The sequence below is a fragment of the Neolewinella aquimaris genome, from assembly GCF_014197245.1.
GTDB classification, from domain to species: Bacteria; Bacteroidota; Bacteroidia; order Chitinophagales; family Saprospiraceae; genus Neolewinella; species Neolewinella aquimaris.
In genome coordinates this window covers 190,959-210,939 of sequence record NZ_JACIFF010000006.1, presented here as the reverse complement: position 1 = coordinate 210,939, position 19,981 = coordinate 190,959, and the positions used below count along the sequence as shown (strand labels likewise).

Genomic DNA, 19,981 nt, shown 5'->3' with positions numbered 1-19,981 from the left:
AAATAACACGGAAGTGTCAGAAGTTAAGCTCATAGAATGTCCGCGCGATGCCATGCAGGGTCGGCACGACTTCATTCCCACGGAGGTCAAGACCGCCTACATCCAGCAGTTGCTGGGCTGCGGCTTCGACACCCTCGACTTCGGCAGCTTCGTTTCCCCTAAGGCCATTCCGCAGATGCGGGATACCGCCCGGGTGGTCGCCGCGCTTGACCTCGACCACACCGACACCAAGCTCCTGGCCATCGTAGCCAACCGCCGGGGAGCCGAGGCGGCCCTGCAGTTTCCCCAGATCGACTACCTGGGCTACCCCTTCAGCGTCAGCGAAACCTTCCAACTGCGCAACACCAATGCCACCCTGGCCGATAGCCTCGAGCGGGTCAAGCAAATCCAGGAACTCACTCAGAAGGCCGGCAAGCAAATGGTGCTGTACCTAAGCATGGGATTCGGCAACCCCTACGGCGACCCCTGGAACGCAGAGGTTGTAGAGCAGTGGCTGGCCCGGCTGGCCGAACTCGACATACGTATTTTCCAGCTCAGCGATACGATCGGGGTAAGCTCCGCGGCGAGCATCACTTACCTTTTCTCCAACCTCATCCCCCGCTACCCCCACCTCGAGATCGGAGCCCACCTCCACACCACCCCCACCACCTGGGAAGAAAAAGTGGTGGCCGCCGCCGAGGCCGGCTGCCGCCGCTTCGACGGGGCCATTCGCGGATTCGGGGGCTGCCCCATGGCCCGCGACGAACTCACCGGCAATATGCCCACCGAACGCCTCGTTGAATACTTCGGGAGCGAACTCACGGGAGTTGATTCACACCGATTTGCCGCCGCGATGGAAGCGTCCGGTCACGTTTTCGGTCCGCTCCCCGCCTGATTCGCGCACGAAATTAATTACATTACGGAACACTCATCGCACTATGCGTAGTCTCTTGCTCGGTTCGCTCTTCCTTCTGCTCGGCCTCTCCGCCGCGGGCCAGACCGGCTACACCAAGGTCGACGGCAAGTACTACCCCTACGCCCTCGACGACTGCGGCGATACCCTCATCATCGCTCAGCTCAGCGACGTTTCCGTCAGCTCCCCGGAAGTATTCAACAGCGAGGAGGAGTACAAGCTGTACCGCCGCTACCGCATTTACGCCCAACGCGCATACCCCTACGCGGTCGACGCCATCCGCATTTTCCGGGAAACGGAGTACATGACCCAGAACATGAGCAAGCGCGACCGCCGCAAGTACATCAAGCGGTTGCAGAACGAACTCGAGGAAAAATTCGAGGAGCCCCTGAAGAAAATGTCCAAAACCCAGGGCAAGGTGCTCATCGCCATGATCGAGCGGGAGACGGGCGAGCCCATCTACGACCTCATCAAGGACCTGCGCGGCGGCCTCACCGCCCGCTACTGGGCTACCCTCGCCGGATTCTACGGCCACAAGCTGAAGGATAAGTACGAGATCGGCGAAGACCACATCCTGGATGCCGTGCTCGACGATTTCGACGTCAGCTACGAGCTACCGGAAACTACGGTCAACCAGTAACGCCCATCCGGCATTTGCCCTATTCCTCCAGAATCGTAATCTCCTCGATTAAAAATTCCAGCGGCGCGTCAGCCGGTACCAGGGTATCTCCGTTCGGGGCGACCAGTCCTTCCGTTCCGTAGGCCAGCTCGCTCGGCGTAAGAATCCGTAGCCGCGCCCCCGGCCTCACCCGCTGTAGGGCAATGTTCCAGGCGGGGATCAGATCGCCGATCCGGAACCTTAGCTTATCCCCCCGCCGCTTGCTGTTGTCAAATTCCTGGCCGTCGAGAAAGGTGCCCACATAGTGCACGCTCACGATATCGCCCTCCATGAGCCGGTTGTATTCCCCCGTATCCAGTATCTCGTAGAAGTACCCTTCCGGCGCCGCGTACACGTCGTAGTTGCGGTCGATGGCCCGGTTGATGATCGCATTTCGCTGGCGTCCGGCCATGTCGTCGGAGGGACTCAATTCAGCGATTAGTCGTTCCTCGATGGCGCTGCGCTGGCTCGCGTCGCGTTCGGTTTCGGTGCTTTCCTGGGCGGGCCCGCAGGAGCAAAGGAAAAGGAGCAAGCAGCAGTGGAAGATGGTTTTGATCATTAGGCCGAATGGTTTCTTTAGTTACCGTTCACCGGCCAGGAGTGCTTCCGCCCGGGCCAGAATGCGCAGCAGGTCGTCCCGGTTTGCGGTTTTTAATTTATGCTCCTTGATGTAAGCGGTGAGTTCTTCCCGCAACCCCAGGTCGCCGGCCAGTCGGCGTGGACTCATGCTCAGGGAAACAAGCTCACCGTCGACCATTGCATAATAATGTGATCGGCTCACAAAACGCGCCAGGCGTCCGGGCTTGCCCATGCTCGATTCCCCCTTGTAGTCATTGGTCACCTCGTAAAACATACTCGCCGTGAGGAAGTCCCCGTGAAAGAGCAGTTCGGCGTACTTATCGGGCAAACTCGGGTTGATGGCCCAGCCGTAGGTATGCTCTACCCCATCGTCGTCCCTGACCCGTGCCCGCAGAAAATGGTGCCCGGCCAGTTCCCGCAACTCCCCGTCGATCACGCACTCGAAGCGGCTGGTGAATCCATTGAAGTTCAGGGAATCGACGGGGTATTCGTTCAGGGCGGCATCGTAGAGCACCCCCGGGCGGAAGGTGGCGTAGCGGTAGGCTGTCCCCTGCACTCCCCGGTAGCGGCCGAATTCCACCACCAGGCTGTTTTCGTGCAGGTAATCGACCTCCGTTTCCTGCGCCATCAGCGCGATGCCCGGCAGGAACACGATAAGAAGACCGGCAAGCGTTTGGCTGAACATGAGGGGAAAATATGAATTAGGTACTGACCTACCGGTAGTACTAGGTCGGTTACGAAGTTAACAAACAACCACCGTCATGGCACGCACCCTGCTGACATTGCTCTTGATCGGAACGCTCTGCACCTGCGGACCCGCCCACGAAATTGAGGAAGAAACGGACGCCCTCGGCTTCCGCAGCGAATACCAGGTCGACCCCGAAACGGGACTGAGACAGGGCTTCGGCCGCCGCTACGACCCCGCCGGCAACCTCATCGCCGAAGAAAATTACGTCGACAGCAAGCTCGACGGCACCCGCACCGCCTACTACCCCGACGGCAAACCCGAACTCGTCGAGAACTACAAAATGGGGCAATTCGAGGGGGAATACGTCACCTACGACTCGACGGGCAACCTACGCATGCGGGGCAGCTACGTTGATGGGGCCATGGCCAAGGTGTGGACCCGCTACTACCCCGACGGCGGCGTGCGGGAAGTAGTGACCTTTGCCGACAACCGCGAAAACGGCCCCTTCCGGGAGTGGCACGAGAACGGAAATCCCAGTGCCGCGGGAGCCTACCTCAACGGCAAGGAAGAAGGTACCCTCTTCGTTTTCGACACCACGGGGGTCCTGGAGGCAGTCCGGGAATGCCAGCAGGGCGCCTGCTCCACCCAGTGGCGAAGGGAAGACGGGGGCACCCCGCCCGCCACGGCACCGAATATGACACGTCCGCCGGCCGTCAATGCCACGAACTAGGCCGCGGGAGCGTCTGGCTTACGTAACTTGCGGCGTATGCGATGTGTAGCGTTTGTGGTCCTGCTGGTGCTTTCCCTACCCGCCCTGGCGCAGGTCGGCGGCATTTCGGCCTACGAGTTCCTGAACCTGCCGAACTCGGCCACGGTATCGGCGCTGGGCGGCCACCATATGGCACTGATGGACGACGACCTTACCCTGGCGGCCCGCAATCCCAGTCTGCTCAACCGGGCCATGCACGACCGCATCGTGCTCAGTCACGCCTTCCTGCCCGCCGGCATCAACAGCAGCTACCTGGCCTACGCCCGCCACCGCGATGACCTCGGCACCACCTTCCACGCCGGACTGCAGTACGTAGGCTACGGTAACGATCTGGTGCGGCGCGACCCGACCGGACAGGACCTTGGCACCTTCGGCGCTTCCGATTTTGCCCTGACGGTGGGGGCGGCCCGGCAGATCGAGGAGCGGCTCAGCGTGGGCGTCAACGTAAAGGCCATCGCCTCCCAGCTGGCCGGGTACAACAGCTTCGGACTCGGACTGGACGCCGGAGTGCACTACCAGGATACCACCGGCCGCTTTCAAATATCCCTGCTGGCGCGCAACTTCGGTCGTCAATTAACCCACTACGATTCCGGTGGTACCCGCGAACCCATGCCCTTCGAATTACAACTCGGCATCACCCGGGAGCTCAAGTACCTTCCCTTCCGCTTCTCGGTCATCTACCGCTACCTCGACCGCTGGAACGTGCTCTACGACGACCCCAACGCGGAGGACAACTTCACGCTTCGCTTAATCGGAGAGGAAGAAACGGGCGGGCGGGGCGCAGGAGCAGTGTTTTTCGACAACCTTGCCCGACACTTCGTGCTCAACGGCGAACTGCTCATCGGTAAAAATCGCAACCTACGGGCGCGGGTGGGCTACAATCACGGGCTGCGGCGGGAGCTGCGGGTATCGGACTTCCGCTCGGGTGCCGGCTACAGCTTCGGTTTTGAGTGGCAGACGCGGCGCTTTCGAATCGCTTACGGACGGGGGACGTATCATTTGGCGGGTGGGGTGAATCAGGTGGGGGTGGGGGTGGTAGTACGGTAGGGGTTTAGTACGGTAGTAGTTTAGTACGGTAGTACGGTAGTTTTTTAGTACGGTAGTAGTTTAGTTAGTTAGTACGTTGGTATTCTTTTTAGCCCCTCATTCCTTTAATCCTTTATTCCCTCAGCCCCTTCAATCCCTCATTCCTTCAGCCCCTCAATCCTTCATTCCCTCAACCCTTCAACCCCTCAGTGGATGAGGCCTAGTTTTAGGGAGTCCTGGTCGGTGTGGGTGAGGTGGTGGAACATTTCGGCGAGATTGACTTCGGGGGTGCGTTCCTGGTGATTGGCGTGGCGGTGGAGGTAGTCCTGGAGGGAGCCGCGGTCGATGCTGAAGCGGTTGTTGCCGCACTTGTCGCAGAGTTCGCGTTCGCAGAGGCGGCCTTCGTCGCTGAGCTGGCGGAGGCGGCGGTAGGGGGCGTCGTGCCAGATGTCGTGGAGGCTTTTTTCCTTGACGTTGCCGAGGACGAGGCTGCGGCGCCAGTCGTGGCAGCAGGTTACTACGTCGCCGTTGAAGAGGATGCCCATGTAGAAATAGAGGGCCGGGCAGCCGCTCATGTCGTACTGGATGAGCTGCTTGCGGTTGAACTCCTGGTCGAAGGGGAGCATGTCCTCGAAGTGGGTCTCGGGGAGGTTGCCGGCGCGGTCGTTGAGGGGGTTCATGTAGAAGGTGATGCCCCGGCTCTTCCAGTAATCGCGGGCGGCAAAGATCTCTTCCCGGGTTTCGCGCAGGAGGATGGAGGTGACGATCACTTCGGTACGCGCGCCGGCCTCGCGTAGGGCGGTGTGGAGCTGGTTGACGTTGCGGAGGACGGTAAGGCCGTCGATGCCCATGGTCTTGCGGTAGGTATCCGGGTGGATGCCGTTGGAGCTGATGTGGATGGTCTCGAGGTTGAGGGACACGAGGCCGTCGATGATCTTTTGGGTGAGGAGATAGCCGTTGGTAGTGATGTTGAGGCGCACCCCGGGGAGTCGCTGACGTAGGTAGGCCAGTCGGGGCAGGATCCGCTTATCCATCAGGGGATCGGCCATCAGGAAGGGTTGGACCATCGCTACGGAATACTGGCTGATCTCGTCGACGATGCGGCGGAATACTGCTTCTTCCATATTGCCCATCGCCAATTCCTTCGAGGTGACCGGATAGGGGCAGAAGCTGCACTTCGCGTTGCAGTAGGCGGTCGTCTGGATCTGGAAATTATTGGGAAAGTCGAGGGCTTCCATGGGTTAGTGGATTGAGGGTCAGTTGAGCGTATAGGAGCAATTGCCGCAAATGGGGATCTCTCCGTCGCGACCTTCGGTGTGGAGGCGGCGTATCTCCCGGTAGGCGGGGCCGTTCCAAATTTCCCGAATGCTCTGCTCGTATACGTTTCCGAGCACTACGCTGCGGCGCCAGTCCATGCAGCAGAGGATGCAGTCGCCGTTGTAGAGGATGTACATCTTGTAGTAGACCAACTCGCAGCTGCGCACGGGTACCTCGCTGATCGCCTGGTAATTGAGTTCGGAGAAATTGGTCACGTTGCCGCCGCGGTTGACGAGGGGCGAGGAGCCCGCCTGCACGCCGAGTCGGCGCCAGTTCTCGATGTTTTCGGCGATCTCGTCGGCCATCAGCTCGGTTTCAATCATGTTGACGTAGACCTGCAGGTGATCCGGCTTGTGCGCGAGCAGGTACTCGATGTTGTGCATCACCTTTTCGTAGGGGATGCCCATGATCTTTTCGTAAGTCTCCGGCTTCGCTCCGTTAAAACTGAACCAAATGGCATCGATACCCGAGGCGATGAGGCGGTCCGTCACCGATGGGACGAGCGGGGTGCCGTTGGTCGTGACCGTGACGGCGGCGTGGGGCACCTTGTCCTTGGCCAGTTTGATCCACTCCGGCACTCGCTTGTCGATGAAGGCCTCGTTCATCAGGAAGGGTTCGATGCGGCGTAGTCCGGGCTCGTTGGCGCATTCCTCGATGATCTTCCGGTAGAGCTTCTCCTCCATGCGACCGACGGGATACTCCTTGGATACCTCGGGGTAGGGGCACATGACACAGGTCGCGTTGCATAGGGTGCTCGTCTGGATCTGGATCTCCACCGGGAAATCCGGCAGCCCGTCGAACCGTTGGATGTAGCTATCGTGGTCGGAGGGAAGGGCGGCGGCAACCTCATCGAAAAGCGCCTCCCACTGGGGAACTACCACTGCGGCGGCATAATCTTTTTCCGCCTTTTGGCGCAGCCGATCGCCGTAATCCCGTCGCAGGTTTGCATCTAGGGTGAGGGTTCGGATAGCCCTGGTCAGGGCCGTGTCGTTGTCGGCATCATAAAGCATGCCGGCCCGCCCCCCGTTGAGCTGGGCGGCGGCGGCCCCGTCGCGGGTGGCGATCACGGCCAGTGCGGCGGCTCCGGCTTCGTTGATCACGTGCGACATGCCCTCGCCGGTTGCGGGCAGTACGAGCATGTCGGACGCGATCAGAATGCGGGCTACGTCCTCCCGATTTCCTGTAAATAAGAAGCGGTCTGGCTCCGGTAGGGTACTGCTTGCCAACGCCCTTAATTCGGAAGCATAGGCGGGCTGGAAAGTGTCGTGTCCTCCCACTACGAGGAAGCGCAGTTCGGGGTGCCGGGGCAGCAATTCGGCGGCGGAGCGAATCAATTGTTCGACGCGTTTTTTCGGATCGAGGCGGCCCACGAAGGTTACTATCACTTCCTGTTTGCCAAAATTGTAGGCGGCACGCAGCTCGTCGCGGTTCTCAAGTTCGTACTCCGCCAGGTCCACCATACTGGGTAGGTAGCGGGCATGGCCGGGGTTTGCCATTCCCCGACGGGCGGCATTGCGGATGGCGGGAGATACGCCTACGTAGCGGAAGGTGTTGTGTTTGGGGGTTACGCCAGCTTCGGCGACGATACCACCGTGCTCGATGAGCTTACACCGTTCCCGGGGCAGGTGGTCGAACAGCTGGTGGGCGAAGCGGGCGTCCTGACAGGCCACCACAATGGCGATGTCTTCCCGTTCGATCTTGCCGACGAGGTAGCCGGCCTTCTCGTTCCAGGTCGCCAGCCCGTGGCAGGTTTCGTCGATAGCAACTCCCGCCGCCCGAATGGTGCCGATGGCGGGGCAGCCCTCATCGGTCGCAAACAGGCTCACCACCGTTGGACGGTAGCGGCGGCGGTCGAGGTACTTACTCAGGATGGCCACCTCCGTCTCTTCCCCTCCGGTGCGGAGGGTGTTCATGAGAAACAGAACGTTGAGGGGCCTCCGATTCCCATCGGTCTGCTGGGCCGCGGGTACGGTGCGGACGTACTCCAGTTCCGCTGCGAACAGGTCGGCTAGGTGATCGGTGTTTGTTTGCAGGTCGAAGCGTTCGATCACCCGTTCCCTACCCTGGCGGGCCAGTTGGTGCCGCAGACCGGGTTCCGCGAGCAGCCGGTTCACCGCCGTTGCGATCGCGCGAATGTCGTGGGGCGGCACGATCAGGCCGGAACGTTCGTCTTCCACCAGATCGGGGATGCCCCCCACCCGGGAAGCAACTACGGGAATGCCCATGGCCATCGCCTCAACCAGACTATTCGGCAGCCCATCCGCCAGCGAGGGATGACAGAGGACGTCGGTGGCCGCCAGCAGGAAAGGAACATCCTCTACGTGCCCCAGAAAGCGCACCCGCTCCCCTACCCCGAGCTGCCGGGCCAGCGTACGCAGGCGCTGTTCGTCCTCCCCCGTGCCGGCGATCAGGAAGGTAGTGTCGGGATGTACGCGTACGATCTCCGATACCGACAGCAACAGGTTATCCTGCCCTTTCTGTGGAGAAAGTCGGGCCAGACAGGTCACGACCGGACCGTCCGGTTTCAGGTCCCAGTGCCGTTTAGCTTCCGTGCGGTCGATGGAGGCGGTACTGAACTTCGCAAGGTCTACGCCCTCCCGAACGGTCTGGATGAAGTTCTCCTCCCCCGGTTGCCAGCTCAGGAAGTCCTGCCGCACCCGCTCGCTCACTACATGTAGTCGTTGCACCCGCGTCCCCGCCCCAAAGCCATAGTGTTCCGGCGTCAGCCCACCCATGGGGGGTAAACCGGTCTTTAAGATCAGGGCCATTTTCCGGTTCGCCGGCCGGTCCTCGTTGATGCGCGCAACCATGGCACCCAGGATCTCCGCTTCGTTGAATTGCCCGATCACCGTACAGCAGAGCACGTCGATCTCGTTCTTCCGCAGGTAGTGATAAATAGGCTCGTAAAAGGGGACGATGCCCCCCCGGGAAAATCCGAACAGCCGCTTCTGCCTGCGTAAGCATTCGCCGTAGAGGGCGGAGCGCCAGGGGCACATGATGTGTACGGTGTGGCCCAGGTTTTCCAGCCGCTGCGTGGCCTTGAGTACCCAGAGTTCGCCACCGCCGAGGATGTGGATGTCGTTAAAGAAGCAGATATTCATGCCGGTTCGTTTTGTAGGGTGAGGACGCCGCTGTGCTCCAGCACTTCGGTTACTGCCGACATCACCCGGTCCGGAGAAAATTCATGGGGATCGCCGTAAAGCACCCGGCAGTTGGTGGCTTCGCTCGGCTTGGCCCAGCCGGGGGGCATCAGGTCGGAATAGAGCATGACCATTGCGGCATCCACCGCGTGTGCCAGGTGGCCGATGCCGCTTTCGAGGGTGACTACGCAGGCCGCGGATTCGAGCAGCGCCGCCACCGCCTTAATGGGAAGACCGTACAGGTTGCGCCACACGGGAGATCCGTAGCGCCCGTCGTATTCCGAACCGATGGCAACGATGTCGTTGATGCCGGTGGCCCGTAGCCGTTGGCACAGCTCGAGCCAGTTTTCCATCGGCCAGTCCTTTTTCCTACCCTTTCCGTCCTCGCGGTCCGGATTGGAGTTGGAGTGAAAACTGAGTACGACGTAGGGTTCCTTCACCAGCGATCGGGCCATCTTCCGGTCGGCTGGAGTGAGGTAGATATAGGGCCGTTCGCGTACGGGCTCCAGTCCGAGAAAGTGGGTGAATCCCCGGGAGATGTGTTCCTGGAAGACCTCATGGGTGGTACAGAATCGCTTCATGTCCATGACGTGCAGCGTCTGGGGAGCGTTGAAATCCAGCGGGAGGGTGTGGATCCATTCCTCACTAAAATCCTTGAGGCCGTCGAAGAGCATCTTGTCGTTGTACAGCAGAAAATCGATGTCGGGGTTGCCGTCGAGCACCCGGGTATAGCCGGCACTCTGGGTTACGAAAGTGACATAGCTGTCGGGGTGGGCAAGCTTAAAGGCCCGCAACGCACACGTGATGCAGAGGGTGTCGCCGAGGGCATTGTGACTGATGAACAGGTAGCGCTCCATACCAAAAGATTAGGGGGTGCATAGCAAGGTTGGGACAGCTGCGGGGGGCAGGGTGCCGGTGAAGAAATGAGGCGGCCGCGGGGGTATCGGCAAGCTATTGACCGCCCCCGCCCGGCCCCGTTGGCGGACCTCCCGGGATAGGTGGGTCGTCAGTGATGGGAGAGAAGATTGTGACCGGGGTGACCAGTGAGGGCGTGGGTGTGAGAGTGGGACTGATGGTCGAAATCACCGGACTCAAATTCGTAACCACTGGGGTGAGGTTTGTAAGCACCGAATTGATGGTCGTCACCGTCAGGGGTGTATTGACCGTCGTTATCGTCAGGGGCGTCTCAAGGGTTGTGACCGTGAGCGGCGTGTTGATCGTAGTCACCGTCAACGGCGTCTCGAGGGTGATGATGGTAAGCGGCGTGTTCAGGGTGGTCGGTGTCAGTACCGTAGTTATCGTAGTTAGCGTAGTCGGCGGTGAAGTGATGGTAAGCGGCGTAAAGGGAGTCTGTGGTGGAGGCATTGGTGTGTCGGTTTTTGTGTTAATTATTGCGGGGTAGCCGGTGAGCCGCAATCCCCTTACTCCTCAATATACCGGTCTGACAAATGTGTTACAACTTACGTATGTACTTTATTGCGTATAATTTGGCTTTTAGGCGCCCATTAATGCCGTTATCCGAAATTTCAGCAAGGCAAGCCTCATTTGGGCGGGGACGCGGGAACAGAGCAATTGGGGAAGGCTAGCGGAGGGGGCCCGACGGGCACTTTAGGGTTGGGTGATTACATTAGTCGCCCACTACCGCCAAAAACTTACTCAAACCGCCCGAATACTCACCTCCTATGATTCTGTACATTGGCGAACTCATCGGTACCGCTATCCTCATTCTTCTCGGCAACGGGGTTGTCGCCAACGTACTGCTGGCAAAGACGAAGGGGCACGACAGTGGGCTCATCGTGATCGCCTTTGCCTGGGCCATCGCGGTGTTCACCGCGGTGTTCATCACGGCTCCGATCTCGGGGGCCCACCTCAATCCGGCCGTAACCATCGGGTTGGCCCTGGCCGGCAAGTTCGACTGGTGGCTGGTGCCGGGCTACGTGATCGCTCAGATGATTGGCGCGTTCGTCGGCCAGTTGTTCGTGGTCCTGTCCTACCGCGATCACTACCGGGCTACCGCCGATCAGGGGGCCGTACTGGCCACCTTCAGTACCGATCCGGCCATACCGAATAATTTATCCAACATCATGACGGAGGCCATCGGCACCTTCGTGCTGGTTTTCGCGGTGCTTTACATCACCGGGCCCAAGTTCGGCGACTCTCCGGGCAGCCTTGGCGCGCTCGACGCCCTACCGGTTGCACTGGTGGTGTTGGGGATCGGCCTTTCGCTGGGTGGTCCGACGGGATATGCCATCAACCCCGCCCGGGATCTCGGTCCCCGCATCGCCCATGCGCTCCTTCCCCTGCACGAAAAGGGGGATAGCAACTGGGGCTACGCCTGGGTCCCCGTGGCCGGCCCCGTACTGGGAGCCCTGGCGGCGGCGGGCCTGTGGCACCTGGTACCGGTGGCGCTGTAACGGGTTTACTTCAATTTTGCCCGGATCATATCCGCTAGTTCGGGCTGTCCTCCCCGCTGACCGCAGCCGCTGGCCATGATCAGGTGATCGTCGTCGAGGATTACTCCCGTACCGTGGCGACCACGGACGAGCGGCGGCATCGCGGTCCACAGTCCGGAATTGACATCCAGTGCTTCCACTTCGGCGTGAGCCGGCTCCTGGGTGTCGGATTCGCCACCGATTACAATCAGTTTATCGCGCAGCCCGATCGCTGCCGTTCCCGCCCGCCGGGTGGGAAGTTCCCTGTCCAGGGTAGTCCAGCGACCGGAATTGATGTCGTACACGTCAACCGCTCCGATGGTATTGGCAAAAGGATTTGTTGCGGCAACCGTTGTCCGGCCGGCGGCGGCGTAAAGTTTTCCGTCCACAACGGCCGCCTGGAAGTGATCGCGGGGGCGGGGAGCGTCGGGCAGCTGCGTCCAGGCTCCGGTAGCGGGGTCGTAGGCATCGAGCCAATTCTTATGGTCGCCGCGGTGGCCGTCCCGGATACCACACACCAGGTAGATGAGCCCGTCGTGCAGTACGACACCGGCCCCGCCGCGGCGGCGGTCTTCCGGTATCTCGTGACCCTGCCGCCATTCGTCGCGGTCGGGATTATAAATGTATACGTGGGGCAGAGGTGTTTCGCCGGGATACTCACCCGTCATGGCACCCAGCAGGTAGATCTCCCGTCCGTAAACCACCGGCTGAAAGTGGTGAATTTCCACCGGGGGTTTGGCTCCCTCGGTCCACCGCTGCGTACGGGTATCGAATACGGACACCGGCCGGATTCCCCGACCCCCGAGCAGGTAGTACCGGTCACCGACGGCAACAAAGGCGGCCTCGTGGCGGGCGACCGGTTCCGTATCGTTGTCGACGAATTCCCAACTTTCGGTGGTCGTGGGTTGCCGGTGGACGGTACAGGACAGCAGTCCCGTGATGAGAAAGAGGAAGATATAGCGGGCAGATCGGTCGATGGTCATCGGACTATACTTTACGTAGGACGATATCGCGCCACCGCACCTTGATGCCGCCGCCGTCGTGGATCTGGAGGGCGATGGATCCCCTTCCCTCGCCGATTTTTTCGTCTTCGTATTCCACCATTTTCTGGCCGTTGAGCCAGGTGGTGACCTTATCGCCCTCGGCGCGGATCTTCAGCTGGTTCCAGGCCCCCATTTTGAGGTAGCCGTCTTTTTCGGGGTCGGGCTTGATGAGCCAGCCGCGGCCGTAAGACTCGTAGATGCCTCCGGTGTCGTGACCGGGAGGAGCGACTTCCACCTGCCAGCCGCTGATTTTGGTTCCGTCGATCGTAGAGCGAATGAAGACGCCGCTGTTGCCGTCCGCTTCCTGCTTAAATTCCAGGGTAAGCTCGAAATCGTCGTAGAACTCGTCGGTGGCCAGGTAACCGTACTGGGCGTCGGGGCCGCTCTCGCAGATGATCTCACCGTCTTCGACGTACCATTTTTCGGTTCCGTAGGCCGTCCAGCCGTCGAGGTTCTCCCCGTTAAACAGAGCGGTCGTGGGACGGCTGCAACCGGCCAGTACGCAGGCACAGAGGAGGAATAGGTAGTACTTCATGGATTGTGTTGATGTGTTGGCCAAGGTAACGTACAAAATTGATACCTCTTCCTACTACTACTGTTGGATAAGCCCCGTCAATATCACTGGGTTGTACGTACTTTTCCCCAATCAATATCAGCCCGATGTCCAGTAGCCTTTATTTCACCGCAACGTTGTTCCTCCTGTTTATATCCGCGACGCTTACGGGGCAGGACCTCCGCGTCGAACCACCCAACTGGTGGACGGGAATGCAGGACAGCTCCCTTCAATTGCTCATTCACGCTACCGACCTTGGGAGTACCGAGCTGCGGGTAAGCGGAGAGGGGGTGGAACTCCTTGCTACACATACCGCCGATAGCCCTAATTACCTCTTTGCCGACCTGATCGTCCGCCCGGGTGCCCCGGCCGGCGAGGTTAGCCTGAACTTCTTCCGGGACGGACAGTCGGTCATGACTCACGCGTACCGGATCATGGATCGGGTGCGTCCCGCCGCCGACGTGAAGGGTTTCGACGCCAGCGACGTGATCTACCTCATTACACCGGACCGATTCGCGAACGGGGACCCGGAAAACGACGTAGTAGCCGAACTGCGCGAGACGACCATCGACCGCGAAAAAGGCTTTGCCCGTCACGGAGGGGATCTGCGGGGCATCACCGACCAGCTTGACTATTTGGACGATATGGGGTTTACGGCAATCTGGCCGAGCCCCGTCCTGGAAAACAATATGCCGCAGTATTCCTACCACGGCTACGCGATCACCGATTACTACGCCGTGGACCCCCGCTTCGGCACCCTTACCGACTACAAGGCCCTAGCCGACGCGGCCCGGGACCGCGGCATCAAACTGATCATGGACCAGGTGGTGAACCACTGCGGTTCGGGGCACTGGTGGATGGACGACCTGCCCTTCGATAACTGGATAAACTACCAGGGGGACCCCCAGATCACTAACCACCGCCGTACCACCCACCAGGATCCCAACGCCGCCCGGGTCGACGCCGAGCGGATGACCGGCGGATGGTTCGTGTCTTCCATGCCCGACCTTAACCAGCGCAATCCGTTCATGGCAGCATACCTGATCCAAAACAGCCTGTGGTGGATCGAAACCCTCGGGCTGGGAGGGGTTCGGCAGGATACGTATCCGTACCCCGACCCGGGCTTCCTTGCGGATTGGACGTGCCGCATCATGATGGAGTACCCAAACTTCGCCATTGTCGGAGAGGAATGGTCGATCAACCCTGCCGTCGTTGCTTACTGGCAACGCGGCAAGCAAAATGCGAACGGGTACACGTCCTGCCTACCTAGCGTAATGGATTTTCCCCTCCAGCAAGCCCTTATCGAGGCGCTCACGGAAGAAGAAAGTTGGGATCAAGGGTTGATAAAACTCTACGAGGCCCTCGCCAATGACCTCGTGTACTCCGAGCCCCGCAATCTGATGGTCTTCGGCGAAAACCACGATATGGATCGGCTGACCACCCAGCTCGGCGGCAAGGTGGATCGCATCAAAATGGCGCTCACCTACCTGCTCACCATCCGGGGCATCCCGCAATTGTACTACGGGAGCGAGGTACTGCTACAAAACGACGCGTTTCCGGGCGACCACGGCGTTATCCGCACCGACATGCCGGGCGGCTGGGCCGGTGATCCGGTCAGCGCCTTTACCGGTCAGGGACTCACCACCGACCAAAGGGAGGTGCAGGAATACCTACGCACCTTACTCAATTGGCGAAAAACCATGCCGGTGATCGCAACCGGAAAAACCCTCCATTTTGCACCGGAGAACGGTACCTACGTCTACGGTCGCTACGACGCCGATCAGCGGGTACTCATGGTGCTCAATAAATCTGCGGAGGCGGTTACCCTTGATTCACAACGCTACGGGGAGCTTATCGGGCCGGCTACCCGCGCCGTATCCATCGGTGGAGACGCGCAACCAATCGCGGAGGGCCTATCGGTGCCCGCCCGCTCGGCCGCGGTATTCGTGCTTGAGTGACCCGGAGCGACGTCGTGACCGGCCGAAAACTTCGAAGATTGATTGCTTTTCTCCGCTTAAATTGCCACGCACCTGCGCCCCCGCCCTGCCTATGCCATTGCTCCAATTCCCCCCCCGCCGCCAAGGAAACCACCACGATACGGTAAGCATGTACTGCCACGACGTCGATGCGACGGCGGCCTACCGGTTAGCCGTGGATAGGCTGTTCGCGGTAAACGGCTGGCATGAACTCAACAATTCCTTTAAGACCCAATTCTGGCTATGCGATAGCGAAGGAGCACCAGTGGACCGTAAACCGGTTGCGGGTGATTACGTGCGCATTGACCTGACGGGGCCGGGCAGCCCGAGCGGTGACGGATATGATTGGGTGAGGATCGAGCAGATCGAAGCGGGGGACGGCGATGATCCCTACGCCGCCATGACGGTTACCCCGAGCGCTAATCCACTCAGTCAGGATCCCGCCATTGCCCACTTCTTCGCGGCGGGGGCAACGAACACCTTTGTCGTGCGCCGTCTGGGCAATTGCGTGACCGCCGAAGTGCACGGGCGCAACGAGGTACCGAACACGGAGGGAGTGCCGCTGCTCGATCGGGTCCGCAACGAGTCGGTAGCCCTGCTGGGGTCCGTTGGGCTCAGTAAAATTCAGTGGAAGGACTGGACGAGGGGTGTCGTATCAGTTGTCGAGATGGAGACGGATGGATAGGCCGGCCTCGATCAGCACTTTCGAAGAGGTGGTCGTTTCCAGCCTGAAGCGAGTGGGCACGTACGCCAGATAAGGCTCCAACCCCAGTACGACCGTACTGGACAGGTAGCGTTCGTAGCCCGCAAAAACGGTCACGGTACGCTGGGGATAATCGACGTATTCCTTTACGCTTCTCCGGTTGAAAAAGCTGGTGAAGGCGCGGGGGTTACCGCCCCAGCGGTTGACGGTCGTACCGGCGCCGAGTAGAAAACTATCGCCGTTGGGGAGAAAATCAAACCGGTAGAGAACGGACAGCGGCAGTTCGATGCTGCTGTACACTATCAGGCTGTTGCCGGAGACGGTGGAATCGGATTCGACGAATACTTTGTCTACCCCGTACGTATTACGCTTATAGGAAAGGTCGACCCCCCCGCGCACAAACCAGTTCGGCGTGATCGCATATTCCAGATAGACGCCCGCACCGACGCCAAGCGATAGTCCGTCTTTGCCCCGGGTATAACTTCCCTTGGCCGGCGGCTCAGCCGTCTGGGACGAGGTGATGTAGCGGAGTTGGGGGGAGAAGTGTACCCCCACGTCGAGGGGCGACTGGGCCGATGCCGGGGCAGTCAGCAAACCTAACAATGCAATGATGATCGTCAGGAAAAGTGAGTTCGGGTGGGTGTAATTCTGGTGCAAGCTCTAGTGTTTGATAAACGGTGAAACGTACCGAGGCGGGGGATAAGTGCGACACTGGACCCTTTAACGCGCCGGTTTGTCACCTTTCGGATACTTATGACGCTACCCTTACAGTGGGGTCACTTCTTAGCCCGGACTACGCCAAAATTTGGTAGACATCCGTCACCCCCCGGGGATGGGGCATAATTGTTGCGCCCCGGAGCCGTATATTTGCGCCCGCTTCGCAAACCGGGTCTGGGAGGCCCCGGCCGCGACGGCTTCAACCATCCTTCTTCAAATTGGTGGTCCGCCCGACTTCCGACGGCGGCTCCGCCGGAACTTAAATTTTTAACTATGCAAGGCAAGGGACTGATAAAGTTTTTCCTTGTGGTCATGATCCTCGTGACGGTTGCGCAGTACATGTTCGTCATCCCCACCAATGCGGTGGAAAATGATGCGGACAATTACGCGCAGAACCTAACGGGAGAAGACTCAGGCGAAGCTTACCGCATTGCTCGTGCGTCCTATCTGGACAGCATCTCCGATCAGGAGGTTTTTCGACTTCCACTGATCAAATCGTACACCTACCAGGATCTCAAGGCCCAGCAACTCGCGCTCGGCCTCGACCTTAAGGGCGGCATGTCCGTCGTACTCCAGGTCGATCTAAGGGAATTTCTGATCTCACTGGCCCGAAATTCCAAGGACCCCACATTTGAAGAAGCCATTTCCGCAGCCTCCCAAGCGCAGCAGAGTGCCGACGACGACTACATCACCCTCTTCGCCGACGCATGGCGGGAGCGGGCCGACGGCAAGCAGCTCAATACCATCTTCAGCCGCAACGACGCCCTGCGCGACCAGATCGGCACCAACACCTCCGACGCGGAGGTAGAGCGCATCCTGCGTGAGAAAGCCGACGAAACGGTCAACCTCACCTACGTCATGCTCCGCAAGCGCATCGACCAACTCGGTGTAGTGCAACCCAACGTAAGCCTCGATGCCGAGCGCGACCTCATCCTGGTCGAACTGCCCGGTGTCGAAAATCCCGAACGCGCCCGCACCTTCCTGCAGGCCGCGGCGAACCTCGAGTTCTACGACGTGCTCAACATCGACCAGAATAGCGTGAACGCCCTGGTGCAGGCCGATCAGTTGCTGGAACGGCGCCAGGCACTCGCTGCCGGCCGCGACAGTTCCGAGCTTTCGGCGACAACCACCGTTATGGACACGGTCTACGCCCAGGACGAACTCGGCAACCTGACCGACAGCATCGCCTCCATTGAGGAGCGCGAGGTGCCCCGGCAGACGGCCGGTCCCCTCTTTTCCATCCTGTCGCCCAACAACGGCAGCTTCGGCCCCGCCGTAGTGGGTATCGCCGAGGCCGGCAACCGCGCCCAGGTCATGAAGTACCTCAACGACCCGGAGGTGAAGCGACTCTTCCCGCGCAACGCCAGTTTCCGCTGGTCGGCCACTCCCCTGGATGCCGATGACCAGGGTACCCCCGGCAACCTGTACCAACTCTACCAGCTCGAACTGCCCCGCAGTGGTGAAGCTCCCCTGACCGGTGAGTACGTCACCCGCGCCGGTTCCGGCCCCGAGCCGAATGGCCAGGTCGCCGTCAACCTCAGCATGAACTCCGAGGGCGGGCGCATCTGGGCCCGGATGACCACGGCCGCCGCGGCCGACGGAAACCGTCAGGTAGCGATCGTGCTCGACAGTCAGATCGTTTCCGCTCCCCGCGTGAATGGCCCCATCACCGGCGGTAGCACCAGCATTACAGGCGACTTTACCGTACAGGAAGCCACCGACCTGGCCAATATTCTGCAGGTCGGCCGCCTCCCCGCCCGCACGCAGATCATCCAGGAAAGCATCGTCGGACCTTCGCTCGGTGAAGCCAACATCAACAGCTCCATTACGGCCCTGCTGATCGGTTTCGGCTTGGTACTGGCCTTCATGCTTTTCTACTACGGTGGAGCAGGCATCGTGGCCATTGTGTCGCTGTTGCTGAACCTCGTGTTCATCTTCGGCGCTCTGGCCAGCCTCGGCACGGTACTTACCCTGCCCGGTATCGCCGGTATCCTGCTTACGATCGGTATGGCGGTCGACGCCAACGTAATTATCTACGAGCGGGTCCGCGAGGAACTGCGGGTAGGAAAAACGGTGCCCAATGCGGTCCGCGACGGCTTCTCCAACTCCTACTCTACGATCATCGACGCCAACATCACCACCATCCTCGTGGCGGCAGTACTGGCCTACTTCGGTCTCGGCCCCATCAAGGGATTTGCCGTGGTGCTGATCGTCGGTGTCATCGCTTCGGTCTTTACGGCCGTACTGGTGGGTCGCCTCATGGTCGACTACTGGGTCGAAAAGAAGGGCACCATGACCTTCTGGACGGGCGGCAGCAAGAACCTTTTTGCCGACATCAACATCAACTGGCTGAGTTTCCGCAAAATTTCCTACGTCGTCAGCAGCGTACTGGTAGTAGCCTCCCTGCTCGCGATCTTTACGCGTGGTTTTGACCTCGGCGTCGACTTCTCGGGTGGTTACAGCTATACCGTCGTACTCGATAAGCCAGTCTCCGCCCAGGAACTGCGCAGCGCACTGGAGGGGCCCTTCCAGGCTACGCCGACCATCAAGTCGGTCGATAGCGACAATACCTACAACGTCGTCACCAAGTACCTGATCGACGAGACCAACCCCATCGATGGCAAGGAACCACAGGACGTAGTACTGGCCGCTCTCTACGAGGGCGTGACGGCGGCGACCGGCGACAACTCCGTCACCCTGGAGCAATTCAGCAATCCGGAATTCACCGGTGGTACCCACATCACCAGCGTGAGCAAGGTAGGCCCCACGATCGCCGACGACATCAAGCGTTCGGCCCTGGAGGCCGGCGTGGTAGCCCTACTCGGCATTTTCCTGTACCTGCTGTTCCGCTTTAAGGGCAAGCGCTACTCCATGGGTGCCGTCGCGGCTCTGTTCCACGACACCATCATCACGATGGGCATCTTTGCGGCCTGCTGGGGTTGGATTGGCTTCAACATGGAGGTCGACCAGGCCTTCATCGCCGCTATCCTGACCGTGATCGGTTACTCCATCAACGATACGGTGGTGGTTTTCGACCGCATCCGCGAGTACCTCAACAGCTACACCAAGCGCGATTCCCGGACCCTGATCAACGACGCCATCAACAGCACGATCAGCCGGACGGTGATGACCTCCTTTACCACCATCCTCGTGGTACTGGTGCTCTTCCTCTTCGGTGGTGCCAGCATCAAGGGCTTCGCCTTTGCCCTGTTGGTCGGTATCGTGGTCGGTACCTACTCCTCGATCTTTATCGCCAGCCCCATCGTCTACGACCTCTCCGGAGACCGGGACGCCAAGGAAGTGAAGACCGAAGCCGACACGCCGGTAACCACCACCTAGAACCTTGACCTCCCACATGGTTCTTTTCGCAAAAGCCCCGTCCGATTGAATCGGACGGGGCTTTTGTGTTCGATTTGGGCGGGGACGCGGGAGCGGTGAAATCCCGAAAGCCAGGCAAACTTACCACGTATACACGTGTTAATTTACAA

17 protein-coding genes are annotated in these 19,981 nt (G+C 60.1%); 9 read left to right on the top strand and 8 right to left on the bottom strand.

Going from position 1 to position 19,981, the window contains the following annotated elements; all coding sequences use genetic code 11:
* The first annotated feature begins 13 nt into the window (after nt 1-13).
* Together GGR28_RS12575 and GGR28_RS12570 are read left to right on the top strand one after the other, a co-directional pair.
* Nucleotides 14-874, top strand: a complete 861-nt coding sequence (locus tag GGR28_RS12575) for a hydroxymethylglutaryl-CoA lyase (protein ID WP_183496156.1) — start codon at nt 14-16, stop codon at nt 872-874.
* A 43-nt stretch (nt 875-917) separates the two neighbouring features.
* Nucleotides 918-1,532, top strand: coding sequence for a DUF4294 domain-containing protein (locus tag GGR28_RS12570; RefSeq protein ID WP_183496155.1), 615 nt, complete (start codon nt 918-920; stop codon nt 1,530-1,532).
* Between the two features lie 19 nt (nt 1,533-1,551).
* On the opposite strand, the gene GGR28_RS12565 is transcribed toward GGR28_RS12570, so the two are convergent.
* A complete protein-coding gene (locus GGR28_RS12565) occupies nt 1,552-2,109 on the bottom strand; it encodes an FKBP-type peptidyl-prolyl cis-trans isomerase (protein ID WP_183496154.1) in 558 nt (185 codons plus the stop codon).
* A gap of 21 nt (nt 2,110-2,130) precedes the next feature.
* Nucleotides 2,131-2,814 (bottom strand): hypothetical protein, encoded by a 684-nt coding sequence (locus GGR28_RS12560; protein WP_183496153.1) that lies wholly within the window; start codon nt 2,812-2,814, stop codon nt 2,131-2,133.
* A gap of 76 nt (nt 2,815-2,890) precedes the next feature.
* On the opposite strand from GGR28_RS12560, the gene GGR28_RS12555 reads away from it, so the two are divergent.
* Entirely contained in the window at nt 2,891-3,547 is a 657-nt protein-coding gene (locus GGR28_RS12555) for a toxin-antitoxin system YwqK family antitoxin (protein WP_183496152.1), read from the top strand.
* A gap of 36 nt (nt 3,548-3,583) precedes the next feature.
* Nucleotides 3,584-4,633: a type IX secretion system protein PorQ gene (gene porQ / locus GGR28_RS12550; protein ID WP_183496151.1), complete on the top strand. Its 1,050-nt coding sequence runs from the start codon at nt 3,584-3,586 to the stop codon at nt 4,631-4,633.
* A gap of 185 nt (nt 4,634-4,818) precedes the next feature.
* Here porQ and GGR28_RS12545 read toward each other — a convergent pair whose 3' ends face one another.
* The 3 genes from GGR28_RS12545 to GGR28_RS12535 are packed head-to-tail and all read right to left on the bottom strand — an operon-like array spanning nt 4,819 to nt 9,926.
* On the bottom strand, nt 4,819-5,850 hold the full coding sequence (locus GGR28_RS12545) for a radical SAM/SPASM domain-containing protein (RefSeq protein ID WP_183496150.1): 1,032 nt from the start codon (nt 5,848-5,850) through the stop codon (nt 4,819-4,821).
* 18 nt (nt 5,851-5,868) lie between these two features.
* Nucleotides 5,869-9,030: a glycosyltransferase gene (locus GGR28_RS12540; RefSeq protein WP_183496149.1), complete on the bottom strand. Its 3,162-nt coding sequence runs from the start codon at nt 9,028-9,030 to the stop codon at nt 5,869-5,871.
* Nucleotides 9,027-9,926 carry a glycosyltransferase family 9 protein gene (locus GGR28_RS12535; RefSeq protein ID WP_183496148.1) on the bottom strand — a complete coding sequence of 300 codons (900 nt, stop codon included), beginning with the start codon at nt 9,924-9,926 and terminating at the stop codon, nt 9,027-9,029. Before GGR28_RS12535 ends, GGR28_RS12540 begins: the two co-directional genes overlap by 4 nt.
* Before the next feature lie 155 nt (nt 9,927-10,081).
* On the opposite strand from GGR28_RS12535, the gene GGR28_RS12530 reads away from it, so the two are divergent.
* A complete protein-coding gene (locus tag GGR28_RS12530) occupies nt 10,082-10,471 on the top strand; it encodes a hypothetical protein (protein WP_183496147.1) in 390 nt (129 codons plus the stop codon).
* 280 nt (nt 10,472-10,751) lie between these two features.
* The gene (locus tag GGR28_RS12525; RefSeq protein WP_183496146.1) at nt 10,752-11,483 is read left to right on the top strand and encodes an MIP/aquaporin family protein; all 732 of its coding nucleotides are present in this window, start codon (nt 10,752-10,754) and stop codon (nt 11,481-11,483) included.
* Between the two features lie 5 nt (nt 11,484-11,488).
* On the opposite strand, the gene GGR28_RS12520 is transcribed toward GGR28_RS12525, so the two are convergent.
* Both GGR28_RS12520 and GGR28_RS12515 read right to left on the bottom strand, forming a co-directional pair.
* Nucleotides 11,489-12,484, bottom strand: coding sequence for a Kelch repeat-containing protein (locus GGR28_RS12520; RefSeq protein ID WP_183496145.1), 996 nt, complete (start codon nt 12,482-12,484; stop codon nt 11,489-11,491).
* 4 nt (nt 12,485-12,488) lie between these two features.
* Nucleotides 12,489-13,079 carry a 3-keto-disaccharide hydrolase gene (locus GGR28_RS12515; RefSeq protein WP_183496144.1) on the bottom strand — a complete coding sequence of 197 codons (591 nt, stop codon included), beginning with the start codon at nt 13,077-13,079 and terminating at the stop codon, nt 12,489-12,491.
* A gap of 125 nt (nt 13,080-13,204) precedes the next feature.
* Here GGR28_RS12515 and GGR28_RS12510 point away from each other — a divergent pair, with 125 nt between their 5' ends.
* Together GGR28_RS12510 and GGR28_RS12505 are read left to right on the top strand one after the other, a co-directional pair.
* Nucleotides 13,205-15,055: a glycoside hydrolase family 13 protein gene (locus tag GGR28_RS12510; RefSeq protein ID WP_183496143.1), complete on the top strand. Its 1,851-nt coding sequence runs from the start codon at nt 13,205-13,207 to the stop codon at nt 15,053-15,055.
* Between the two features lie 91 nt (nt 15,056-15,146).
* Entirely contained in the window at nt 15,147-15,758 is a 612-nt protein-coding gene (locus GGR28_RS12505; protein WP_183496142.1) for a hypothetical protein, read from the top strand.
* Here GGR28_RS12505 and GGR28_RS12500 read toward each other — a convergent pair.
* On the bottom strand, nt 15,729-16,433 hold the full coding sequence (locus GGR28_RS12500; protein WP_183496141.1) for an outer membrane beta-barrel protein: 705 nt from the start codon (nt 16,431-16,433) through the stop codon (nt 15,729-15,731). The two genes, GGR28_RS12505 and GGR28_RS12500, sit on opposite strands and share 30 nt — an antisense overlap.
* Before the next feature lie 333 nt (nt 16,434-16,766).
* Between GGR28_RS12500 and secDF the strand changes: the two genes are divergently transcribed.
* A complete protein-coding gene (secDF, locus tag GGR28_RS12495) occupies nt 16,767-19,832 on the top strand; it encodes a protein translocase subunit SecDF (protein WP_183496140.1) in 3,066 nt (1,021 codons plus the stop codon).
* Nucleotides 19,833-19,981: the final 149 nt, after the last annotated feature.

Coding starts and splice junctions, on each gene's coding strand:
- GGR28_RS12530 (WP_183496147.1), top strand. CDS start 10,082: ATGGGAGAGAAGATTGTGACCGGGGTGACCAGTGAGGGCGTGGGTGTG.
- GGR28_RS12510 (WP_183496143.1), top strand. CDS start 13,205: ATGTCCAGTAGCCTTTATTTCACCGCAACGTTGTTCCTCCTGTTTATA.
- GGR28_RS12535 (WP_183496148.1), bottom strand. CDS start 9,926: ATGGAGCGCTACCTGTTCATCAGTCACAATGCCCTCGGCGACACCCTC.
- GGR28_RS12505 (WP_183496142.1), top strand. CDS start 15,147: ATGCCATTGCTCCAATTCCCCCCCCGCCGCCAAGGAAACCACCACGAT.
- GGR28_RS12525 (WP_183496146.1), top strand. CDS start 10,752: ATGATTCTGTACATTGGCGAACTCATCGGTACCGCTATCCTCATTCTT.
- secDF (WP_183496140.1), top strand. CDS start 16,767: ATGCAAGGCAAGGGACTGATAAAGTTTTTCCTTGTGGTCATGATCCTC.
- GGR28_RS12560 (WP_183496153.1), bottom strand. CDS start 2,814: ATGTTCAGCCAAACGCTTGCCGGTCTTCTTATCGTGTTCCTGCCGGGC.
- GGR28_RS12570 (WP_183496155.1), top strand. CDS start 918: ATGCGTAGTCTCTTGCTCGGTTCGCTCTTCCTTCTGCTCGGCCTCTCC.
- GGR28_RS12545 (WP_183496150.1), bottom strand. CDS start 5,850: ATGGAAGCCCTCGACTTTCCCAATAATTTCCAGATCCAGACGACCGCC.
- GGR28_RS12565 (WP_183496154.1), bottom strand. CDS start 2,109: ATGATCAAAACCATCTTCCACTGCTGCTTGCTCCTTTTCCTTTGCTCC.
- GGR28_RS12520 (WP_183496145.1), bottom strand. CDS start 12,484: ATGACCATCGACCGATCTGCCCGCTATATCTTCCTCTTTCTCATCACG.
- GGR28_RS12515 (WP_183496144.1), bottom strand. CDS start 13,079: ATGAAGTACTACCTATTCCTCCTCTGTGCCTGCGTACTGGCCGGTTGC.
- porQ (WP_183496151.1), top strand. CDS start 3,584: ATGCGATGTGTAGCGTTTGTGGTCCTGCTGGTGCTTTCCCTACCCGCC.
- GGR28_RS12555 (WP_183496152.1), top strand. CDS start 2,891: ATGGCACGCACCCTGCTGACATTGCTCTTGATCGGAACGCTCTGCACC.
- GGR28_RS12540 (WP_183496149.1), bottom strand. CDS start 9,030: ATGAATATCTGCTTCTTTAACGACATCCACATCCTCGGCGGTGGCGAA.